Raw genomic sequence first — 17340 nt, 5'->3', positions numbered from 1 at the left:
GCTGTGAAAGTACTGATCGTCGGGGCAGGTCCGGCCGGATCGACCGCCGCGTTCTATCTTGCCCAGGCCGGCCTCGACGTCACGGTCCTCGAAAAAACGAGCTTCCCGCGCGAGAAAGTCTGCGGTGACGGGCTGACCCCGCGCGCCGTCCGGGAAATACAGAAGCTCGGCCTGCCGCACCCCGAAAGCGAGGGCTGGCGGCGGAACAAAGGGCTGCGGCTGATCGCCGGCGGCCGCACCATCGAACTTCCCTGGCCCGAGGTCTCCGACTTTCCGCAGTACGGCCTGATCCGCACCCGCCTGGGCTTCGATGAGGAACTGGCGCGGCACGCCCAGTCCGCCGGCGCCGTCGTCCTGGAACGCCACAGCGTCACCGAGGCGCTGCGCTCCGCGGACGGCCGGGTCACCGGCGTCCGCGCCGCCCTGCTCGATGAGGCCGGCCGCAAGACCGGCGAAACGCGGGACTTCAGCGCCGACGTCGTCCTCGCCGCGGACGGGAACTCCTCCCGCACCGCCGTCTCGCTCGGCATCCAAAAGCGTGACGACCGGCCGCTGGGGGTGGCCGTGCGCACCTACTTCACCAGCCCGCGGCACGACGACGACTGGATGGAAGGCTGGCTGGAGCTTCCCGGCCGCGACGGCAAGCTGCTGCCGGGCTACGGCTGGGTGTTCGGCGTCGGCGACGGCACTTCCAACGTGGGACTGGGGATCCTCAACTCCTCCAAGGAATTCGGCAAGCTGGACTACAAGCAGGTGCTGCGCGAGTGGACGGCCGCGATGCCCGGGGACTGGGGCTTCACGCCGGAGAACCAGGTGGGCGAGATCCGCGGCGCCGCGCTGCCGATGGGCTTCAACCGCACCCCGCACTACTCGCCGGGCCTGCTGCTGCTGGGCGACGCCGGCGGGATGGTCTCTCCGTTCAACGGCGAGGGGATCTCCTACGCCATGGAGTCCGCCCGCTTCGCGGCGGAGTACATCATCGACACCGCGGCGCGTTCCGCCTCGGCGGGCTGGAGCACGGCCGACGCCGATGCGCGCCTTGCCGGCTACGCCGGCTATGTTCGGCAGCAGTGGGGTTCCCACTTCACCCTGGGCCGGGCCTTTGCCGCAGTGATCGGCAAGCCGGCCGTGATGAAACTGGCGCTGCGGACGGGCATGCCCCTGCCGGTGCTGATGAAGTTCGTGGTCCGGCTGCTGGCCAACCTGACCGACCCCTCGGCCAAGGGGCTCGAGGACCGGATGATCCGGGTCCTCGAAGCCCTGGTCCCGGCCACCTCCAACACCCGGCCCGTTCCAAGCTCAAATCCGCGGATTCCGCAACAAAAAGTTAGGGTTAACCCGTGACCAACTCTGCAGACCAAAGCTGGACGCATGCCGGACACGGCCTGCCGGGCGCCGAACCCAGCCTGAACACCACCGCCATCGCCACCGGGCTCCAGCTGCCGGCGGGTTTCGCGGCGATCGCCGGGGACCCGGAACTGGGCCCGGCCATCACCACGAACCTCGCACGGGTGGAGAAGAAGCTGCGCGAGGCTATCGCGAACTCGGATCCGCTGGCCGACGCGACGTCGCGCCACCTGGTGGAAGCCGGCGGCAAGCGCATCCGGCCGCTGCTGACGCTGCTCTGCGCGCACTTGGGCGACGCCTCGCTGCCCGCCGTGGTGCAGGCCGCCGTCGTCGTCGAACTGACGCACCTGGCCACGCTGTACCACGACGACGTGATGGACTCCGCGCCGTTCCGCCGCGGCGCCCCCACGGCGCACGAGGTCTGGGGCAACTCCGTGGCTGTGCTGACCGGCGACCTCATCTTCGCGCGGGCATCGATCCTGGTCTCCGAGCTCGGTTCCCGGGCGCTCGGCATCCAGGCCCGCACCTTTGAGCGGCTGTGCCTGGGCCAACTGCACGAGACCGTGGGCCCGCGGCCGGACGAGGATCCGGTGGAGCACTACCTCTCCGTGATCGCGGACAAGACCGGCTCGCTGGTGGCTGCCTCCGGCCAGCTCGGTGCAATCTTCTCCGGAGCGGATGAATCCTACGAGGCACTGCTGGTCGAGTACGGCGAGAAGGTCGGCGTCGCCTTCCAGCTCGCCGACGACGTCATCGACGTCACCGGCGTCAAGGTCAAGTCCGGCAAATCGCCGGGCACCGACCTGCGCGAAGGTGTGCCAACGCTGCCGGTGCTGCTGCTGCGCAAAGCCGCGGCCGACGGCGACCAGTCCGCCGTCGACCTGCTGAAGCTGATCGACGGCGACCTCAGCTCGGACGAGGCCCTCGCGGCCGCCGTCGCCGGGCTGCGCGAACACCCCGTCACCGCCGAGTCGTGGACCGTGGCGCGTGCCTGGGCCACCGAAGCTATCGCGGCCCTCGACCCGCTGCCCGAGGGCGTGGTCAAGGATTCGCTGACCAGCTTCGCGCACGCCGTGGTGGACCGCAGCAGCTAGCGGGTTCCGGCGGGACATTCCCGCCCAGGGTGCCGAGACGTTAAACGGAATGGCCCCGGTTCTTCACAACGTTACGAGTCGTCCGTTGTGCGGAACCGGGGCCATTTCTCCGTTCGCATCAGATTCACCGGAGGCATTTGGTGAACCCATGAATGAGCTTATGACAGTTGTGTCATATTGTCTAGGGGTTCTGTAAATCGCCTGTCACGGACTTGCGGGCGCCGGGTGCGCGGCGCTGCAGGGGCACTTTGGACCTCGAAAGCGTGCGCGGGCCCTGATTCAGCGGCGTGTCCGTGTCAAAGTGCCCCTCGGCTGCAGCGGGGTTGTCCACATATCGCAGTCGGAGCGGACTCCGCTGTCTGCTGAGCGGGCACAGTGGGTGGATGGAGCTAGCCACTTTCCTGGCCTCACGGGGCGGAACGGCCACCGCGGGTGACCTTATCCGGGCAGGATTCAGCCGCCATCGAGTCAGCCAGGCTGTGGCCGGTGGTGCCATGGTGAGGATCCGCCGCGGGCACTACGGACTGCCGCGGGATTCCAGCACCTACCGGACCGCCTGCGAGTTGAAGGGCCTGCTGACGTGCTTGTCGGCTGCCCCTGGCTACGGCTTATGGACCTTGGCACCCGCCCGAAGCTTACATCTGTGTCTCGGCCATCGGTCGGCGCCGCCCGGCTCTGTGGCACACGGGCCCTTGCTGCATCCACGGCACCCCAGACTCCCGATGGCAGGACTGGCCGACGTCTTAATTCATGCCCTGCGCTGCCTGCCCGAATTGGAGGCCCTTGTTATGGTCCAGTGTGCCGCGGGCCGTGGGGACATCACGCTGTCTTTCCTCCGAAGAAAACTTCCGGGAAACCGCAATGCTCGCGCCAGGTCAGTGCTGGACCTGGTTATTCCCCGGGCGGACTCGCTACTGGAGGTACTCGCCAACACGGCTTTCTCCCGGGGCGGGCTCCAGGTGCGCAGGCATGTTGAGATCCCCGGCGTCGGGGAGGTCGACTTCCTGGTGGAAGACGGCATCGTCGTGGAGACCGACGGCGCGCCGCACCTGGAGCCGCGGCAGGTGCGGCGCGCCGCCGCAACAATGCGGCCGTGGTCAGTGGTTACCTGGTGCTCAGGTTCGGCTACGACGACGTCGTCCATCACCCGCAGCGGATGGTCGCAGAGGTCCTCGCGGTACTGGACTTATGGCGAGCGGGCGCTTTCCGGCCGTGACGGTCGGCGTCAGCGGCATTCCGGGGCTACTTTGGAGCCGCGAACGGAGAATCCCGGACCGGGCGGCGGCATTCCGGGGCTACTTTGGAGCCGCGAACGGAGAATCCCGGACCGGGCGGCGGCATTCCGGGGCTACTTTGGAGCCGCAGCCGGTGAATCCTGGACCGGGAGACGGCGTGTCCGTGCCAAAGTTCCCCCGGAAGGACGGCGGAGGCAACGGACACCGAGCCGTACTCCGCCGTACTCCGCGGCCGGGCAGCCGGGAAAGCCGGGGAAGGCCGGCCGGCGGGTCTTAGTCCTCGTCCTCGTCGTTGAAGGCCCACTCGAACATGTCGAAGACGAACTCGGAGAAGGTGCCTTCCTCGCTCTTCCACTGGCCGCGGGCGTTGTTGCGGCGGTATACGATCGGGTCCGGGACGCTGAGGTCGCCCACGCGGAAGCCCCAGGTGAACTGCTCCTCCTCGTCCTCGAGGAACATCAGGAAGCCCTCGTCGTCGACCTCGAGCTCCTCGGGGTCCCAGAAGTAGTGGTAGGCCTCCATGAGGTCCTCGCAGCCGCCGAGGGCCAGGTAGAACTCCCGCAGGACCAGCGGGACCTGGAACTGGTGCTCGGCGAGGGCCGCGTCCAGCTCGTCTGCCGGCAGCCCGTCCTCTTCCTGCCATTCGTCTTCGAGATACTTCGGAACAAGCGCGCGGAACTTCTCGAGGAACATGTCAGTCATGGTTCTTATCCTAGCTAATCCTTGTGGCCGCTTTCGGCCGCATCCAGCCCCAGCCGGTGCCAGCCGCGGACTGCCAGCGGCACGTACCAGTGGCGCCGCCAGGCCGTGACGCGGAAGGCGAAAACCACGGCCGCCACCGCGCTGGCTGCCACCGCGGTGAACGTCCCGGTGACGGACAGCGCCACGGTCAGCGCGGCCCCGGCAAACGCCGGCAGGGCGTAGATGTCCTTGGGGTCGAAGAGCTGCGGCACCTCGTTGGCGGTGATGTCCCGCAGCAGGCCGCCGCCCACCGCCGTCGTGACCCCCAGGAGCACCGCGGCCACCGGATGCATGCCCGCGGCGAGGGCCTTCAGGGTTCCGGTGATGCAGAACAGGGCCAGGCCGCCGGCATCGAACAGGACCAGCAGCGACGTGAAGCGCTGGACGCTGGAAAAGAGGAAATACACCAGCACCGTCGCCAGCAGCGGGGGAGCGAGGTACGCCGGGTTGGTGAAGGCTGCCGGCGGCCCGGAATTGATGATGATGTCCCGGATGACGCCGCCGCCCAGGCTCACCACGGAGGCCAGCAGTAGGGAACCGACAATGTCGAACTGCTTCCGCGCCGCGAGCAGCGAACCGGAGACGGCGAAGAAGAAGACGCCGGCCAGGTCCAGCCAGACCATAACGAGGCTAAAGGAGAAGGTCATGCGGCGTCCCGGTCGGTTGCAGGGGGCGGATGGGGCGGGTCCAAGGTTACGCTAACGGCTATGAATAGCCCCATCATGATCGCTTGCGCCCACGGCACCTCCAGCCCGCAGGGCGCGGCGGAGGTCAATGCCCTGCGGGCCGGGATCGCCGCGCTGCGTCCCGGGCTCGACGTCCGCGAGGCCTACGTTGACGTGCAGGACCCTGAACTGCCTGCCGTCGTGGCGGGGCTCCCGGCGGGGAAAACCGCCGTCGTCGTCCCCCTGCTGCTGAGCGTCGGTTACCACGTCAAGGTGGACATCGCCCGGGCGGTCAAGAGCCGGCCGGGCACCCTCGCCGCGGCGCCGCTGGGTCCGGACCCGCGGCTCGCGGCGTTGCTGGACCAGCGGCTGCGCGAGGCCGGCGTGACCGACAACGACGCCGTAATCCTCGCCGCCGCGGGCTCCTCCGACGCCACCGCCGCGGAAAACGTCGAGGAACTCGCGGTCCAGCTGCGAGCCCTCCGCTCCAACCGGATCGTGGCCGCGTACGGCGCCTCGGCCAAGCCGTCGGTGCCGGAGGCCGTCGCGATGCTCCGCGAGGAGGCCGCGGGAGGCGCGGGCGCGGGGCGTTCGGCCGGGGCGGTGGACCTGGGCGGACGCGTGGTCATCGCCTCCTACCTCCTGGCCCCGGGCTTCTTCCACGACCAGCTCGCCAAGGCCGGCGCGGACCTGGTCACCGCGCCGCTGCTGCCCTCCCCGGTCCTCGCCGAGATCGCCCTCGCGCGCTACGACGCGGCGGTCGCCGCCAGCGCTACATGACGAAATGTTGCCCTAGGTGACCCCGCGTTTCTGACCCTTTGTGACGCCATTACGGCCGCCCCTACAGTCGATCCATGACTGATACAGCTCTAGCCGGAGCGTCCCCGGACCAGGCTGCCGCAGGCCGCCCCAACCGCCCCGCCCGCACCGCGGCCAAGCCGCACGGGCAGTGGAAAGTGGACGGCACCGCCCCGCTGAACGCCAACGAAACCTGGAAACAGGAAGACAACGGCCTGAACGTGCGCGAGCGTATCGAATCGGTCTACGCCAAGCACGGCTTCGACTCGATCGACGGCACCGACCTGCACGGCCGCTTCCGCTGGTGGGGCCTCTACACCCAGCGCAAGCCCGGGATCGACGGCGGCAAGACCGCCACGCTCGAGCCGCACGAACTCGAAGACAAGTACTTCATGCTCCGGGTCAGGATCGACGGCGGAGCCCTCAGCACCGAACAGCTGCGCGTCATCGGGCAGATCTCCGTCGACTTCGCCCGCGGCTCGGCCGACCTCACCGACCGGCAGAACATCCAGCTGCACTGGATCCGGGTCGAAGACGTGCCGGAGATCTGGCGCCGGCTCGAGTCCGTGGGCCTGTCCACTACCGAGGCCTGCGGCGACGTGCCCCGCGTCATCCTGGGCTCCCCGGTTGCGGGCATCGCCAAGGACGAGATCATCGATCCGACGCCGCTGATCCAGGAGCTCGCCGAACGCTTTATCGGCGACCCGGAACTGGCCAACCTGCCCCGCAAATTCAAGACCGCCATCACCGGCCACCCCAGCCAGGACGTGGTCCACGAGATCAACGACGTCGCACTGGTGGGCCTGGTCCACCCGGAACTCGGCGCCGGCTACGACCTCTGGGTGGGCGGTGCGCTCTCCACCAACCCGATGCTGGGCAAGCGGCTCGGCGCGTTCGTCCGCCCGGACCAGGCCGCCGACGTCTGGCTCGGCGTCACCAGCATCTTCCGCGACTACGGTTACCGCCGGATGCGCACCAAGGCCCGGCTGAAGTTCCTGCTGGCCGACTGGGGGCCGGAGAAGTTCCGCCGGATCCTCGAGGACGAGTACCTCGGCTACACACTCGACGACGGGCCCGCCGCCCCCAAACCGGCCACCCCGGGCGACCACATCGGCGTGCACGAACAAAAGGACGGCCGGTTCTTCATCGGCGCCACCCCGGTGGCCGGCCGGCTCTCCGGCAGCCAGCTCGTGGCCCTGGCGGACACCCTCGAGGCCCGCGGCTCGCAGCGGCTGCGCACCACCCCGCACCAGAAGCTCGTGGTCCTGGACGTGCCCAAGGACCAGGTGGAACCGCTCGTCGCCGAACTCGACGCGCTGGGCCTGTCCGCCCGGCCGTCGGTCTTCCGCCGCGGCACCATCGCCTGCACCGGCATCGAATTCTGCAAGCTGGCCATCGTGGAAACGAAGGTCACGGCCGCCACCGCGGTCGCCGAACTGGAACGCCGCCTTGCCGACCTCGCCGAATCCAAACAGCTCCCGCAAGCGCTCTCGCTGCACATCAACGGCTGCCCCAACTCCTGCGCCCGCATCCAGACCGCGGACATCGGCCTCAAGGGCATGATGCTTCCCACGCCCGACGGCGACCCCACCCCGGGTTTCCAGGTCCACCTCGGCGGCGGGCTGGCCTCGGACAGCCGCGAGGAAGCAGGCCTGGGACGCACCGTGCGGGGCCTCAAAGTCACGGCCGAGGACCTTCCGGATTACGTCGAGCGCGTCGTCCGCAAGTTCGCCGCCGACCGCACCGGTGACCAGACCTTCGCCGAATGGGCCTTCGCCGCCGACGAGGGGGACCTGCAATGAGCAACGTTCAGCCGTTGGGGGCGGCATGGCCTGCCACCGGCCCGGTTCTCCGCACGCACGACGAGCTCAAGGCCCTCGCCGAGGCCGGCGCCGCCGAACTCGGCTGGGACGCACCGGCCCGCGAGGTGATCGCCTGGGTGGCGCGCCACTTCGAGCTGCCCACCGTCGCCGTCGCCTGCTCCATGGCCGACGCCGTGCTGCCCGCCCTCGTCGCGGACCAGCTGCCCGGCGTCGACGTGCTGTTCCTGGAGACCGGTTACCACTTCCCGGAAACCCACGCCACGCGCGACGAAGTGGCGGCGAACCTGCGCGTCAACGTCGTCGACGTGTTGCCGGAAACCACCGTGGAGCAGCAGGACCGGCTGCTCGGCAAGGACCTCTTCGCCCGCGACCCCGCCCAGTGCTGCGCGCTGCGCAAGGTGGCCCCGCTGCGCCGCACCCTGGCCGGCTACGAACTCTGGTTCACCGGGGTCCGCCGCGACGAGGCCCCCACCCGCACCAACACCCCGCTGGTGACCTGGGACGACGCCAACGGCCTGGTCAAGGTCAACCCGGTGGCGGCCTGGAGCTTCGACCAGCTGGTGCAGTACTCCGACGCCAATCTTCTCCCCGTCAACCCGCTGCTTTCACAGGGCTACCCGTCCATTGGCTGCCAGCCCTGCACGCGCAGGGTGGCGCCCGGCGACGACCCCCGGGCCGGACGCTGGGCAGGAACCGACAAGACAGAATGCGGACTACACGTATGAGCAACTTGAGCACGACGACGGCCGGCTACGCCTCCGCAGCAGATGCCGCCCCCGCCCCTGCGCCGCGCGGCATCCGTCCTTCGGACGATGCGCGCGGCTCCGACAGGCCCGATGCCACTCCCGGGGCGGCATCTGCTGCTCCGGCTCTGCTGTCGGGTCACCTGAGTTCTGCGGCTCCGCGCGCGGCCCGCCTGTCGTCTTTGGATACTTTGGAATCTGAGGCGATTCACATCATCCGCGAAGTTGTTGCCGAGTTTGAGAAGCCGGCGTTGCTTTTCTCTGGCGGCAAGGATTCTGTGGTGATGCTGCATCTGGCTACGAAGGCGTTTTGGCCGGGGAAGGTGCCGTTCCCGGTGCTGCATGTGGACACCGGGCACAACTTTCCCGAGGTCATCGAGTTCCGGGACCGGACCGTGGAACGGTTGGGGCTCAAGCTCGTCGTCGGCAGCGTCCAGGAGTTCATCGATTCCGGTGAGCTGGCCGAGCGTGCCGACGGCACGCGCAACCCGCTGCAGACCGTGCCGCTGCTGGACGCAATCCAGCGCAACAAGTTCGACGCCGTCTTCGGCGGCGGCCGCCGGGACGAGGACAAGGCCCGGGCCAAGGAACGCATCCTGAGCCTGCGCGACGAATTCGGCCAGTGGGACCCGCGCAACCAGCGGCCCGAACTGTGGAACCTGTACAACGGCCGGCACACTGTGGGCCAGCACGTCCGGGCGTTCCCGATCAGCAACTGGACCGAGCTGGACGTGTGGCGTTACATCGAGCGCGAAAACATCGAGCTGCCGGGCCTGTACTACGCCCACGAGCGGCAGGTCTTCGCCCGCGACGGCATGTGGCGGGCGGTCGGCGAGGTCTCCCAGCCGCGCGACGACGAGGAAGTCATCACCAAGACCGTCCGCTACCGGACCGTCGGCGACATGTCCTGCACCGGCGCGGTCGAATCCGCCGCCGCCACCGTGCGCGACGTCGTGATTGAGGTCGCCGCCTCCACCATCACCGAACGTGGCGCCACCCGGGCCGATGACCGCATCTCCGAGGCCGCCATGGAAGACCGCAAGAAGGACGGCTATTTCTAATGAGCACCACCGCAACTGTGCCTGGCGACGCCGCAAGCCTCGGCCTTGCTTCAGCCTCCCTGTTCAGGTTCGCTACCGCCGGTTCGGTCGACGACGGCAAGTCCACCCTGGTGGGCCGGCTGCTGCACGACTCGAAGGCGATCCTCGCGGACCAGCTCGACGCCGTCGCCCGCACCTCCGCGGACCGCGGCTTCGGCGGCGCCGGTGCAGCCGGTGTCCAGGCGATCGACCTCGCGCTGCTCACCGACGGCCTGCGGGCCGAGCGGGAGCAGGGCATCACCATCGACGTCGCCTACCGCTACTTCGCCACGGACCGCCGCAGCTTCATCCTCGCGGACTGCCCCGGGCACGTGCAGTACACCAAGAACACGGTCACCGGCGCGTCCACCGCGGACGCCGTCGTCGTGCTGATCGACGCCCGCAAGGGTGTGCTGGAACAGACCCGGCGGCACCTGTCCGTGCTGCAGCTGCTGCGCGTGGCGCACGTCGTCGTCGCCGTGAACAAGATCGACCTCGTGGACTTCAGCGAGGACGTGTTCCGCGCGATCGAAGCCGACGTGCAGCAGGTGGGCCGCGAGCTGGGGCTCGGCGCCGATGGCATCACCGACCTGCTGGTCATTCCGGTGTCCGCCCTCGACGGCGACAACGTCGTGGACCGCTCGGCCCGCACCCCCTGGTACCAGGGCCCGGCGCTGCTGGAGGTCCTCGAAACGCTACCCGCCGCGGACGAACTCGAAAGCCACCTGGAGAGTTTCCGCTTCCCGGTCCAGCTGGTCGTCCGGCCGCAGGGTGCGCTGGCGCCCGACGCCGTCGCCGGCGGCCTCGACGTCGAGGGCTACCGGGACTACCGCGCCTACGCCGGGCAGATCACCGAAGGGTCCGTGAAAGTGGGGGACCAGGTCAGTGTCCTGACCCCGGGCCAGGCGCCGCGCACCACCACCGTCACCGGGATCGACTTCGCGGGCCGCGAACTTACCGAGGCTGTGGCGCCCCAATCCGTCGCGCTGCGGCTCGCGGACGAGTTCGACGTCGCCCGCGGCGACACGATCGCTGCGGCGGGAACCTTCTCCGGGTCCACCGCCGACCTGTACGCGGCGCTGTGCTGGCTCTCGCCGAAGCCGCTGCGGGAGGGCGCCAAGGTGCTGGTGAAGCACGGCACCCGAACCGTCCAGGCGCTGGTCAGGAACGTGAGCGGCAAACTGGACCTTGCCACGTTCAAGCTGGAAGGCGCGTCCACGCTGGAGCTCAACGACATCGGCCACGCCCAGCTGCGGCTGGCGGCCCCGCTGCCGCTGGAAAACTACCTGCACCACCGGCGGACCGGCGCGTTCCTGGTCATCGACCCGCAGGACGGCAACACGCTGGCCGCCGGGCTTGTCAGGGACCATCCGGGCGACCACGAGGATGAGCGCTACTCGATCTGATGCTGATCCTCCGCCGGGAAGCGCCTGCCGGTGTGCCGATAGCTGAAACCGGCAGCCTTGGATACCCTGCTGATGAGAGGCGCTGCGCGATGATCCGAGGGGGAGCGGTTGGAAGATCATGATTCCGTTGTTGCCAGGTCCCTGGAGCACTACAGCGTCCTGCTGCCCCGGCTCACTGCGGCTTCGGAAGCGATCGGGGACGCCATCCGCGCCCGGCTCCGCGACGACGGACTCAACCACCACACCGTGCAGGCACGGGTCAAGGATCCCGGCTCGGTCAAGGAGAAGCTGGACCGCCTCACCGCCGACGGCAGATTCAAGTACGAACGCGGCCTCGAGCAGCTGGACGACCTCATCGGCGTCCGGATCATTATGTTCCTGGAGCCTGACATTGCGGACGTCGCCACGGCCCTGAAGGGGCAGTTCAGCTGCCGCGAGGACGACGACAAGACGAGCTCCCAGCGGCGGAACGGCCAGATCGGCTACGCCGGCCGGCACCTCATCCTCGAAGTCCCTGCCGGGAACGTTCCGGTGGGCTGCCAGACGTTCGTCGGCGAGCGCTTCGAAGTCCAGATCCGGACCGTGCTGCAGCACGCGTGGGCGGCATTCGAGCATGACATCCGCTACAAGGGGCTCGCGGAGGCCAACGCGGAAGTGGACCGCGCGTTCACTATGGCCTCAACCCTGATCGAACTTGCGGACGCCCAGTTCTCCGCCATCAACGACATCGTCAAACGCCGGCAGGCCGAAAGCACGGCCGAGTTCGCCGCAAACCCCGCGACAGAGCTGACGGGGGACATTCTGCACGACATGCTGGCCCGGCTGCTGCCCGACCACCCCAGGAGCCAGGCGCGGCAGTATGGCTGGCTGGGTGACGTGCTGGCAGCCAACGGTGTACGGACCGTCGCAGACGCCGAGCAGCTGTTCGGCGCCGCCGACTGGTCCTCGGTGGCGAAGGGAATGGACTACAAATTCCCCGCCGGCCACGTCCGGATCGCCGACGACTTCCTGCTGAAGACCTGGGGCGCTGACTACATTGCGCGGACCAAGGCCCTGGGCGGCGACCCGAAACGGGAGGCGAAGCTGACGCACCGGCTGGAGCGCATGCAGGACTGAGCCTGCCGCCCGCGGAAGCCCTGCCGCTGAAGCCCGCCGCGCCGCTGTCAGGTACCCGGTGGCCGGTACTTGATCTGCTCGGCTTTGGCGAGGGCTTCCATGGTTTCGTCGACCGAGAGGAGCACCGTCGTCTCGAAGGAGCTGAGCGCGCCGCCGCCGCTGATCGCGAGAGCCACCGCGGCCATGGACACGTTATCGGGCGCCTCCCACAGGTTGTAGCCGTCGTGGGAGCCGAAGGCGTACCAGAAGCCGTGGAGTTTCCCGCCCACCGATTCGATATAGGCCTGGGCGGCTTTCCTTCGGTCCTCCGGTTTGCTGATCAGTCTCGCCCACGTCTCGGGTGTGTAGCTGAACTTCGACAGATAGAGGGGCATCGACTTGTCCTTTCCTGCGGGTGCCGGTCCAGTAAGGATGGCAGTCGGCCGCCGGCCCAGCAATGGCCGCGGGGCTCGTCGAAACCACCCGTCAAGGTCACCCGTCAACGCCACTCGGCGAACCACCGCTGAAGCTCGTCCCTTGCCACCCGGCCATCAGCCGACGATCATCGTCCTGGGAGGGCAGATCCTTGGAAGTCATCAACAGCCGCCTCATCAGCTGGGCCTCCATTCTGGATGACCAAACCCGCAGGCAGGCCCTCGCCACCGCCCAGCTGCCCATCATCTACCCGCACCTGGCGCTGATGCCGGACGCCCACCTGGGGAAGGGGGCCACCGTGGGGTCGGTCATCCCGACTGTGGGCGCCATCATCCCGGCCGCCGTGGGTGTGGACATCGGCTGCGGCATGATCGCTGTCCGCACCCAATATGCAGTCAAGGATCTGCCACGGGACCTGAGGCGGCTGCGCGAAGCAATCGAACGTGCCATACCGTTATCGGCCGGCCACTTCAACCGCAGGATCTCCGCCACCGCCGCGCCGCGGCTCGCCGAGTTGCGCAGAATGGCAGCAAAGGCCGGATTTGACCCGGCCGCGTACGCGGTGAACTGGGAACTTCAGCTCGGCTCGCTCGGCTCGGGCAACCACTTCATCGAGGTGTGCGCGGACGAGGACGCGGCGGTCTGGCTGTTCCTCCATTCGGGCTCCCGCGGGGTGGGCAACAAGATCGCGCAGCGCCACATCGCCGAGGCTCGCAGCGTGGACTTGCGCCGGCATCTCGCCCTGCCGGACCGCGACCTGGCCTACCTCGAGGAGGGCACCCCCGAATTCCTCCGCTACATCCGCGAACTGCGGTGGGCGCAGCACTTTGCCCTGCTCAACCGCGAGGAAATGATGGACCGGGTGGTCCAGCAGTTTGAACTCTGGATCGGCGGGCCCGTCCGGGAGCTCGAACGGATCAACTGCCACCACAATTTCACCGCGCAGGAAACGCATTACGGCCGGTCCGTCTGGGTCTCGCGCAAGGGTGCCATCCGCGCCGAGGCCGGCGACGCGGGCCTGATCCCCGGGTCCATGGGTACGGCGTCCTACGTCGTCGTCGGGCTCGGAAACCCTGTCACGCTGAACTCCTCGCCGCACGGCGCCGGCAGGGAGTACTCCCGTACCGCCGCCCGGAAGATGTTTTCGCTCGCCCAGCTGAAGACCGCCATGCAGGGCATCGAATTCCGGCCCCGGGAGGCGTTCATCGACGAGATCCCGGCCGCCTACAAGCCCATCGACCTGGTGATGCGCGACTCAGCGGACCTCGTCAGGGTGCGGCACAAGCTCCGGCAACTCGTCAACGTCAAAGGTGACTGAGCCGCGGCGCAGTGCCGATTCAGGCTCCCCATGTGACGCTGGATGAACAACCGTGACCCCGGGTTTCCGCACCATTGAACCCTGTTCTCCACTCTCCCTAGGGTGAAGCCATGACCACTCCGGAACGATCCAACAGCCCCTCCGCCAGGGCGCTGCAGGGGCGATGTCGCCGGCGCTGACCACCCGCCCGGCCCACCCGCCCCCTCCGCGAACAGGATCCTTCCATGTCATCCACCCCCGAAGACCCAACTCCCGGCACCACCCGCATCGTCGCCGGCGAACCGGCCAGACCGAGGCGCCGGCGCGCCGTCGAAATCGGCGCCGCCGTCGGACTGGCCCTGCTGATCGGTGCCGGCGCCGCCGTCGCCTCGACGGTGTCCCGCAACAACGACGCCGGGACGGCGCCGGCCGCGGGTACCTCGCCGGCCGCGGAACTCAAGCTCGGCTACTTCGGCAACATCACCCACGCCCCCGCCCTGATCGGCGTCAGCAAGGGGTTCATCGCCAAGGAACTGGGCCAGACCAAACTCAGCACCGAAGTGTTCAACGCCGGCCCCGCCGCGATCGAAGCGCTCAACGCCGGCGCCATCGACGCCACCTACATCGGCCCCAACCCGGCAATCAATTCCTACGTCAAGAGCAAAGGCGCGTCCGTCAGCATCATCGCCGGGGCAGCTTCCGGTGGGGCGCAGCTCGTGGTCAAGCCGGGCATCACTTCGCCCGCGGATCTCCGGGGCAGGACGCTCGCGACGCCGCAGCTCGGCGGGACCCAGGACGTGGCGCTGCGCGCCTGGCTCGGAACACAGGGCTATAAGACCAGCACCGGCGGCGGCGGCGACGTCACGATCAACCCCACCGAGAACGCCCAGACCCTGAAGTTGTTCCAGGACGGCAAGCTCGACGGCGCGTGGTTGCCGGAGCCGTGGGCCTCCCGGCTGGTGCTGCAGGCCGGGGCGAAAGTCCTGGTCGATGAAAAGGACCTCTGGGACGGCTCACTCTCCGGCAAGCCCGGCGAATTCCCCACCACCGTGCTGATCGTCAACAAGACGTTCGCCGCCGGGCACCCGGACACCGTAAAGGCGTTGCTGAAGGGCCACGTTGAGTCCGTGGACTGGCTGAACGCGGCGCCTTCCGCCGAGAAGGCCAGCGTCCTCAACGCCGCCCTCAAGGCAGCCGCCGGCAAGGCGCTCCCGGCCGACGTGATCGACCGTTCGCTCCAGAACATCGTCTTCACCGTCGATCCGCTCGCCGGAACGTACCAGAAACTACTCCGGGATGGCGTCGACGCCGGCACCACCAAGGAGGCGGACATTAACGGCATCTTCGACCTCAGCACGCTCGACGCGGTGTCCGGGACCAAGACCTCCGCGCGGGGCCTCGGCAAGGACTAGCTCCTTAGCCCCCAGCCCGCCCCGCCACAACAGTTAGGACGTGACCATGCCAGTCGTACTGGAAAACCTGGGCAAGCGCTTCGGCGACGGCGCCCCGGTGCTGGACGGCGTCAACGCCAGCATTGGCCGGGGCGAGTTCGTTGCGCTGCTCGGTGCGTCCGGGTGCGGCAAGTCCACCCTGCTGAACATAATCGCCGGACTGGAGGCCCCGACGTCGGGCGCCCTCGAGGTGCCCAGCGACGGCGCGGCCTTTATGTTCCAGGACGCGGCACTGTTCCCCTGGCTGACCGCCCGCGAAAACGTGGAGCTTGCGCTGAAACTGCGCGGCGTCGGCAAGGCCGAACGCCGGGCGCAGGCCAACGGGCTACTGGACCTGGTGCACCTGGGCGGGGCGGGGGACAAGCGCCCGCACGAGCTGTCCGGCGGCATGCGCCAGCGGGTGGCGCTGGCGCGCTCGCTGGCGCAGGACCGGCAGCTGCTCCTGATGGACGAGCCGTTTGCCGCCCTGGATGCGATCACCCGGGACCTGTTGCACGACGAGCTGGAACGGATCTGGAAGGAAACCGGCCGCACCATCGTGTTTGTGACGCACAACGTCCGGGAAGCCGTCCGGCTGGGCCAACGCGTGCTGCTGCTCTCCTCCCGGCCGGGGCGCGTGGTCCAGGAATGGCGCGTCTCCGAGGACCACCGCACCGACGCCGGCCTGGCCGGACACCTGACCGGCGTCATCACCGCCCGGCTACGCGAGGAGATCCGCCGCCATGCCAAGTAGCCCCCTTCCCGTGACGGAAGCCCCGGCCGAGACCCACAAGGTGCACGCCGCCCTGACCCGGTCCTCGACGAGCCCCGCAGACCTGCGCGAACTGGAAGCCGGACTCGATTCGCTCCAGTCGGATGCCGTCCGTCGGGCCCGCATCGACTGGACCCGGATCCTGCTGCCGGTGGCCGCGCTCGCCGTCCTCATCGTCGCCTGGCAGCTGTACGTCTGGCTCGGCATCAAACGCCGGGACCTGGTCCCCGGCCCGCTGGATGTCATCGGCCAGCTCGGCACACTAGGGGCCGAGGGCAAACTGCAGGAGGCCGTTTGGACGTCGCTGCAGCGCGGCGTCACGGGCTTCCTGATCAGCGTCGTCATTGCGACGCCGGTGGGCCTGCTGCTGGCCCAGGTCGCCCCGCTCCGCCGCGCCTTCGGACCGCTGATCTCGGGGCTGCAGGTCCTGCCCTCAGTGGCCTGGGTGCCGGCCGCCATCATCTGGTTCGGCCTAAGCGATGCCACCGTGTACTTCGTAGTGCTGATGGGCGCCATCCCCTCGATCATCAACGGGCTGATCTCCGGCGTCGACCAGATCCCGCCGCAGTACCGCCGCGTCGGCGCGGTCCTGGGTGCCTCGCGGTTGCAGCTGGCGCTGCAGATTGTCCTTCCGGCCGCGCTGCCGGGCTACCTGAGCGGGCTCAAGCAGGGCTGGGCCTTCTCCTGGCGCTCGCTGATGGCCGCGGAAATCATCACTGTGGGCGGCAGCATGGGCTTCGGCCTTGGCTCCATGCTGAATCAGGGACGCGACCTCGCGGACATGACCATCGTGCTGGCGGCCATTCTGCTAATCCTCGCCGTCGGCATCCTGGTGGAACTGCTGGTCTTCGCCCCGATCGAAAAGCGCCTGCTGCGCCGCCGCGGCCTCCTCGCCGGCAGCACCCGGTAGGACCGCCTTCCGCAGGCGTTGTCTGCGGCGACGGGCAGGCCTACACTCACGGCTACAGGCCGTTATCCGGCCGTCCATCCCGATTCCAAGGAGACAGCCGTGGCACCAAAATTTGGAGTGCTGGCATTGGTCGAAGCCAAAGCGGGGAAGGAACAGGACGTCTGGGACTTCCTCAACGGCGGCCGCGAGATCGTGCTCGGCGAACCCGGCACCCGGACCTGGTACGCCTTCCGGGTCAGTGAGAACACCTTCGGCATTTTCGACACCTTCGACACCGAGGAGGACCGGCAGGCCCACCTCAACGGCGCCATTCCTGCCGCCCTCGGCCAACACGGCCCGGCGCTGCTCGCCAAGGACCCGGACATCAAACTGGTCGAAGTCATCGCGGTGAAGTAGGGGCCAGGGCTCTTTCAGGACTCGGTGCCGTCCGTCCCGGGCGGCTTTGACACGGACCCGCCGTCGTTTGAGGC

17 protein-coding genes and 1 pseudogene are annotated in these 17340 nt (G+C 68.6%); 15 read left to right on the top strand and 3 right to left on the bottom strand.

Features of this window, described 5'->3' with window-relative positions; all coding sequences use genetic code 11:
* Window positions 1-3 precede the first annotated feature (3 nt).
* The 4 genes and pseudogenes from ABIN76_RS00210 to ABIN76_RS00195 all read left to right on the top strand — a co-directional run bounded on the left by ABIN76_RS00210 (window position 4) and on the right by ABIN76_RS00195 (window position 3657).
* Entirely contained in the window at window positions 4-1344 is a 1341-nt protein-coding gene (locus tag ABIN76_RS00210) for a geranylgeranyl reductase family protein (protein ID WP_346957709.1), read from the top strand.
* Complete coding sequence (locus tag ABIN76_RS00205) at window positions 1341-2441, top strand: polyprenyl synthetase family protein (protein WP_346957708.1); 1101 nt, start codon at window positions 1341-1343, stop codon at window positions 2439-2441. Before ABIN76_RS00210 ends, ABIN76_RS00205 begins: the two co-directional genes overlap by 4 nt.
* Before the next feature lie 383 nt (window positions 2442-2824).
* Window positions 2825-2911 (top strand): annotated as a pseudogene (locus tag ABIN76_RS00200) (hypothetical protein); the annotation flags it as partial.
* Between the two features lie 623 nt (window positions 2912-3534).
* Complete coding sequence (locus ABIN76_RS00195; RefSeq protein WP_346957707.1) at window positions 3535-3657, top strand: hypothetical protein; 123 nt, start codon at window positions 3535-3537, stop codon at window positions 3655-3657.
* Between the two features lie 292 nt (window positions 3658-3949).
* On the opposite strand, the gene ABIN76_RS00190 is transcribed toward ABIN76_RS00195, so the two are convergent.
* Window positions 3950-4378, bottom strand: a complete 429-nt coding sequence (locus ABIN76_RS00190) for a hypothetical protein (RefSeq protein WP_346957706.1) — start codon at window positions 4376-4378, stop codon at window positions 3950-3952.
* A gap of 14 nt (window positions 4379-4392) precedes the next feature.
* Window positions 4393-5064 (bottom strand): trimeric intracellular cation channel family protein, encoded by a 672-nt coding sequence (locus tag ABIN76_RS00185; RefSeq protein ID WP_346957705.1) that lies wholly within the window; start codon window positions 5062-5064, stop codon window positions 4393-4395.
* Between the two features lie 60 nt (window positions 5065-5124).
* On the opposite strand from ABIN76_RS00185, the gene ABIN76_RS00180 reads away from it, so the two are divergent.
* From ABIN76_RS00180 to ABIN76_RS00155, 6 genes are all read left to right on the top strand, one after another.
* Window positions 5125-5862 (top strand): CbiX/SirB N-terminal domain-containing protein, encoded by a 738-nt coding sequence (locus ABIN76_RS00180; RefSeq protein ID WP_346957704.1) that lies wholly within the window; start codon window positions 5125-5127, stop codon window positions 5860-5862.
* Between the two features lie 74 nt (window positions 5863-5936).
* On the top strand, window positions 5937-7682 hold the full coding sequence (locus ABIN76_RS00175; protein ID WP_346957703.1) for a nitrite/sulfite reductase: 1746 nt from the start codon (window positions 5937-5939) through the stop codon (window positions 7680-7682).
* The gene (locus ABIN76_RS00170; protein WP_346957702.1) at window positions 7679-8428 is read left to right on the top strand and encodes a phosphoadenylyl-sulfate reductase; all 750 of its coding nucleotides are present in this window, start codon (window positions 7679-7681) and stop codon (window positions 8426-8428) included. Before ABIN76_RS00175 ends, ABIN76_RS00170 begins: the two co-directional genes overlap by 4 nt.
* Before the next feature lie 149 nt (window positions 8429-8577).
* The gene (cysD, locus tag ABIN76_RS00165; protein WP_346958027.1) at window positions 8578-9507 is read left to right on the top strand and encodes a sulfate adenylyltransferase subunit CysD; all 930 of its coding nucleotides are present in this window, start codon (window positions 8578-8580) and stop codon (window positions 9505-9507) included.
* Window positions 9507-10931, top strand: coding sequence for a GTP-binding protein (locus tag ABIN76_RS00160; RefSeq protein WP_346957701.1), 1425 nt, complete (start codon window positions 9507-9509; stop codon window positions 10929-10931). Before cysD ends, ABIN76_RS00160 begins: the two co-directional genes overlap by 1 nt.
* A 108-nt stretch (window positions 10932-11039) precedes the next feature.
* A complete protein-coding gene (locus tag ABIN76_RS00155; protein ID WP_346957700.1) occupies window positions 11040-12047 on the top strand; it encodes a hypothetical protein in 1008 nt (335 codons plus the stop codon).
* A gap of 47 nt (window positions 12048-12094) precedes the next feature.
* Here the strand turns inward: ABIN76_RS00155 and ABIN76_RS00150 are convergent, their stop codons facing one another.
* Entirely contained in the window at window positions 12095-12421 is a 327-nt protein-coding gene (locus tag ABIN76_RS00150; protein WP_346957699.1) for a GYD domain-containing protein, read from the bottom strand.
* A 191-nt stretch (window positions 12422-12612) separates the two neighbouring features.
* Between ABIN76_RS00150 and ABIN76_RS00145 the strand changes: the two genes are divergently transcribed.
* The 5 genes from ABIN76_RS00145 (at window position 12613) to ABIN76_RS00125 (ending at window position 17266) form a co-directional block, all read left to right on the top strand.
* The gene (locus tag ABIN76_RS00145) at window positions 12613-13779 is read left to right on the top strand and encodes an RtcB family protein (protein ID WP_346957698.1); all 1167 of its coding nucleotides are present in this window, start codon (window positions 12613-12615) and stop codon (window positions 13777-13779) included.
* A gap of 224 nt (window positions 13780-14003) precedes the next feature.
* Window positions 14004-15170 (top strand): ABC transporter substrate-binding protein, encoded by a 1167-nt coding sequence (locus ABIN76_RS00140; RefSeq protein ID WP_346957697.1) that lies wholly within the window; start codon window positions 14004-14006, stop codon window positions 15168-15170.
* Window positions 15171-15216: 46 nt separating this feature from the next.
* Entirely contained in the window at window positions 15217-15942 is a 726-nt protein-coding gene (locus tag ABIN76_RS00135) for an ABC transporter ATP-binding protein (RefSeq protein ID WP_346958026.1), read from the top strand.
* Window positions 15932-16870: an ABC transporter permease gene (locus ABIN76_RS00130; protein ID WP_346957696.1), complete on the top strand. Its 939-nt coding sequence runs from the start codon at window positions 15932-15934 to the stop codon at window positions 16868-16870. Before ABIN76_RS00135 ends, ABIN76_RS00130 begins: the two co-directional genes overlap by 11 nt.
* A 99-nt stretch (window positions 16871-16969) precedes the next feature.
* Window positions 16970-17266, top strand: coding sequence for an antibiotic biosynthesis monooxygenase (locus tag ABIN76_RS00125; protein WP_346957695.1), 297 nt, complete (start codon window positions 16970-16972; stop codon window positions 17264-17266).
* The last annotated feature ends 74 nt before the right edge of the window (window positions 17267-17340 follow it).

Source organism: uncultured Arthrobacter sp. (assembly GCF_964021775.1).
Lineage (GTDB): Bacteria > Actinomycetota > Actinomycetes > Actinomycetales > Micrococcaceae > Arthrobacter.
This window is presented reverse-complemented; position numbering and strand designations above follow the sequence as displayed.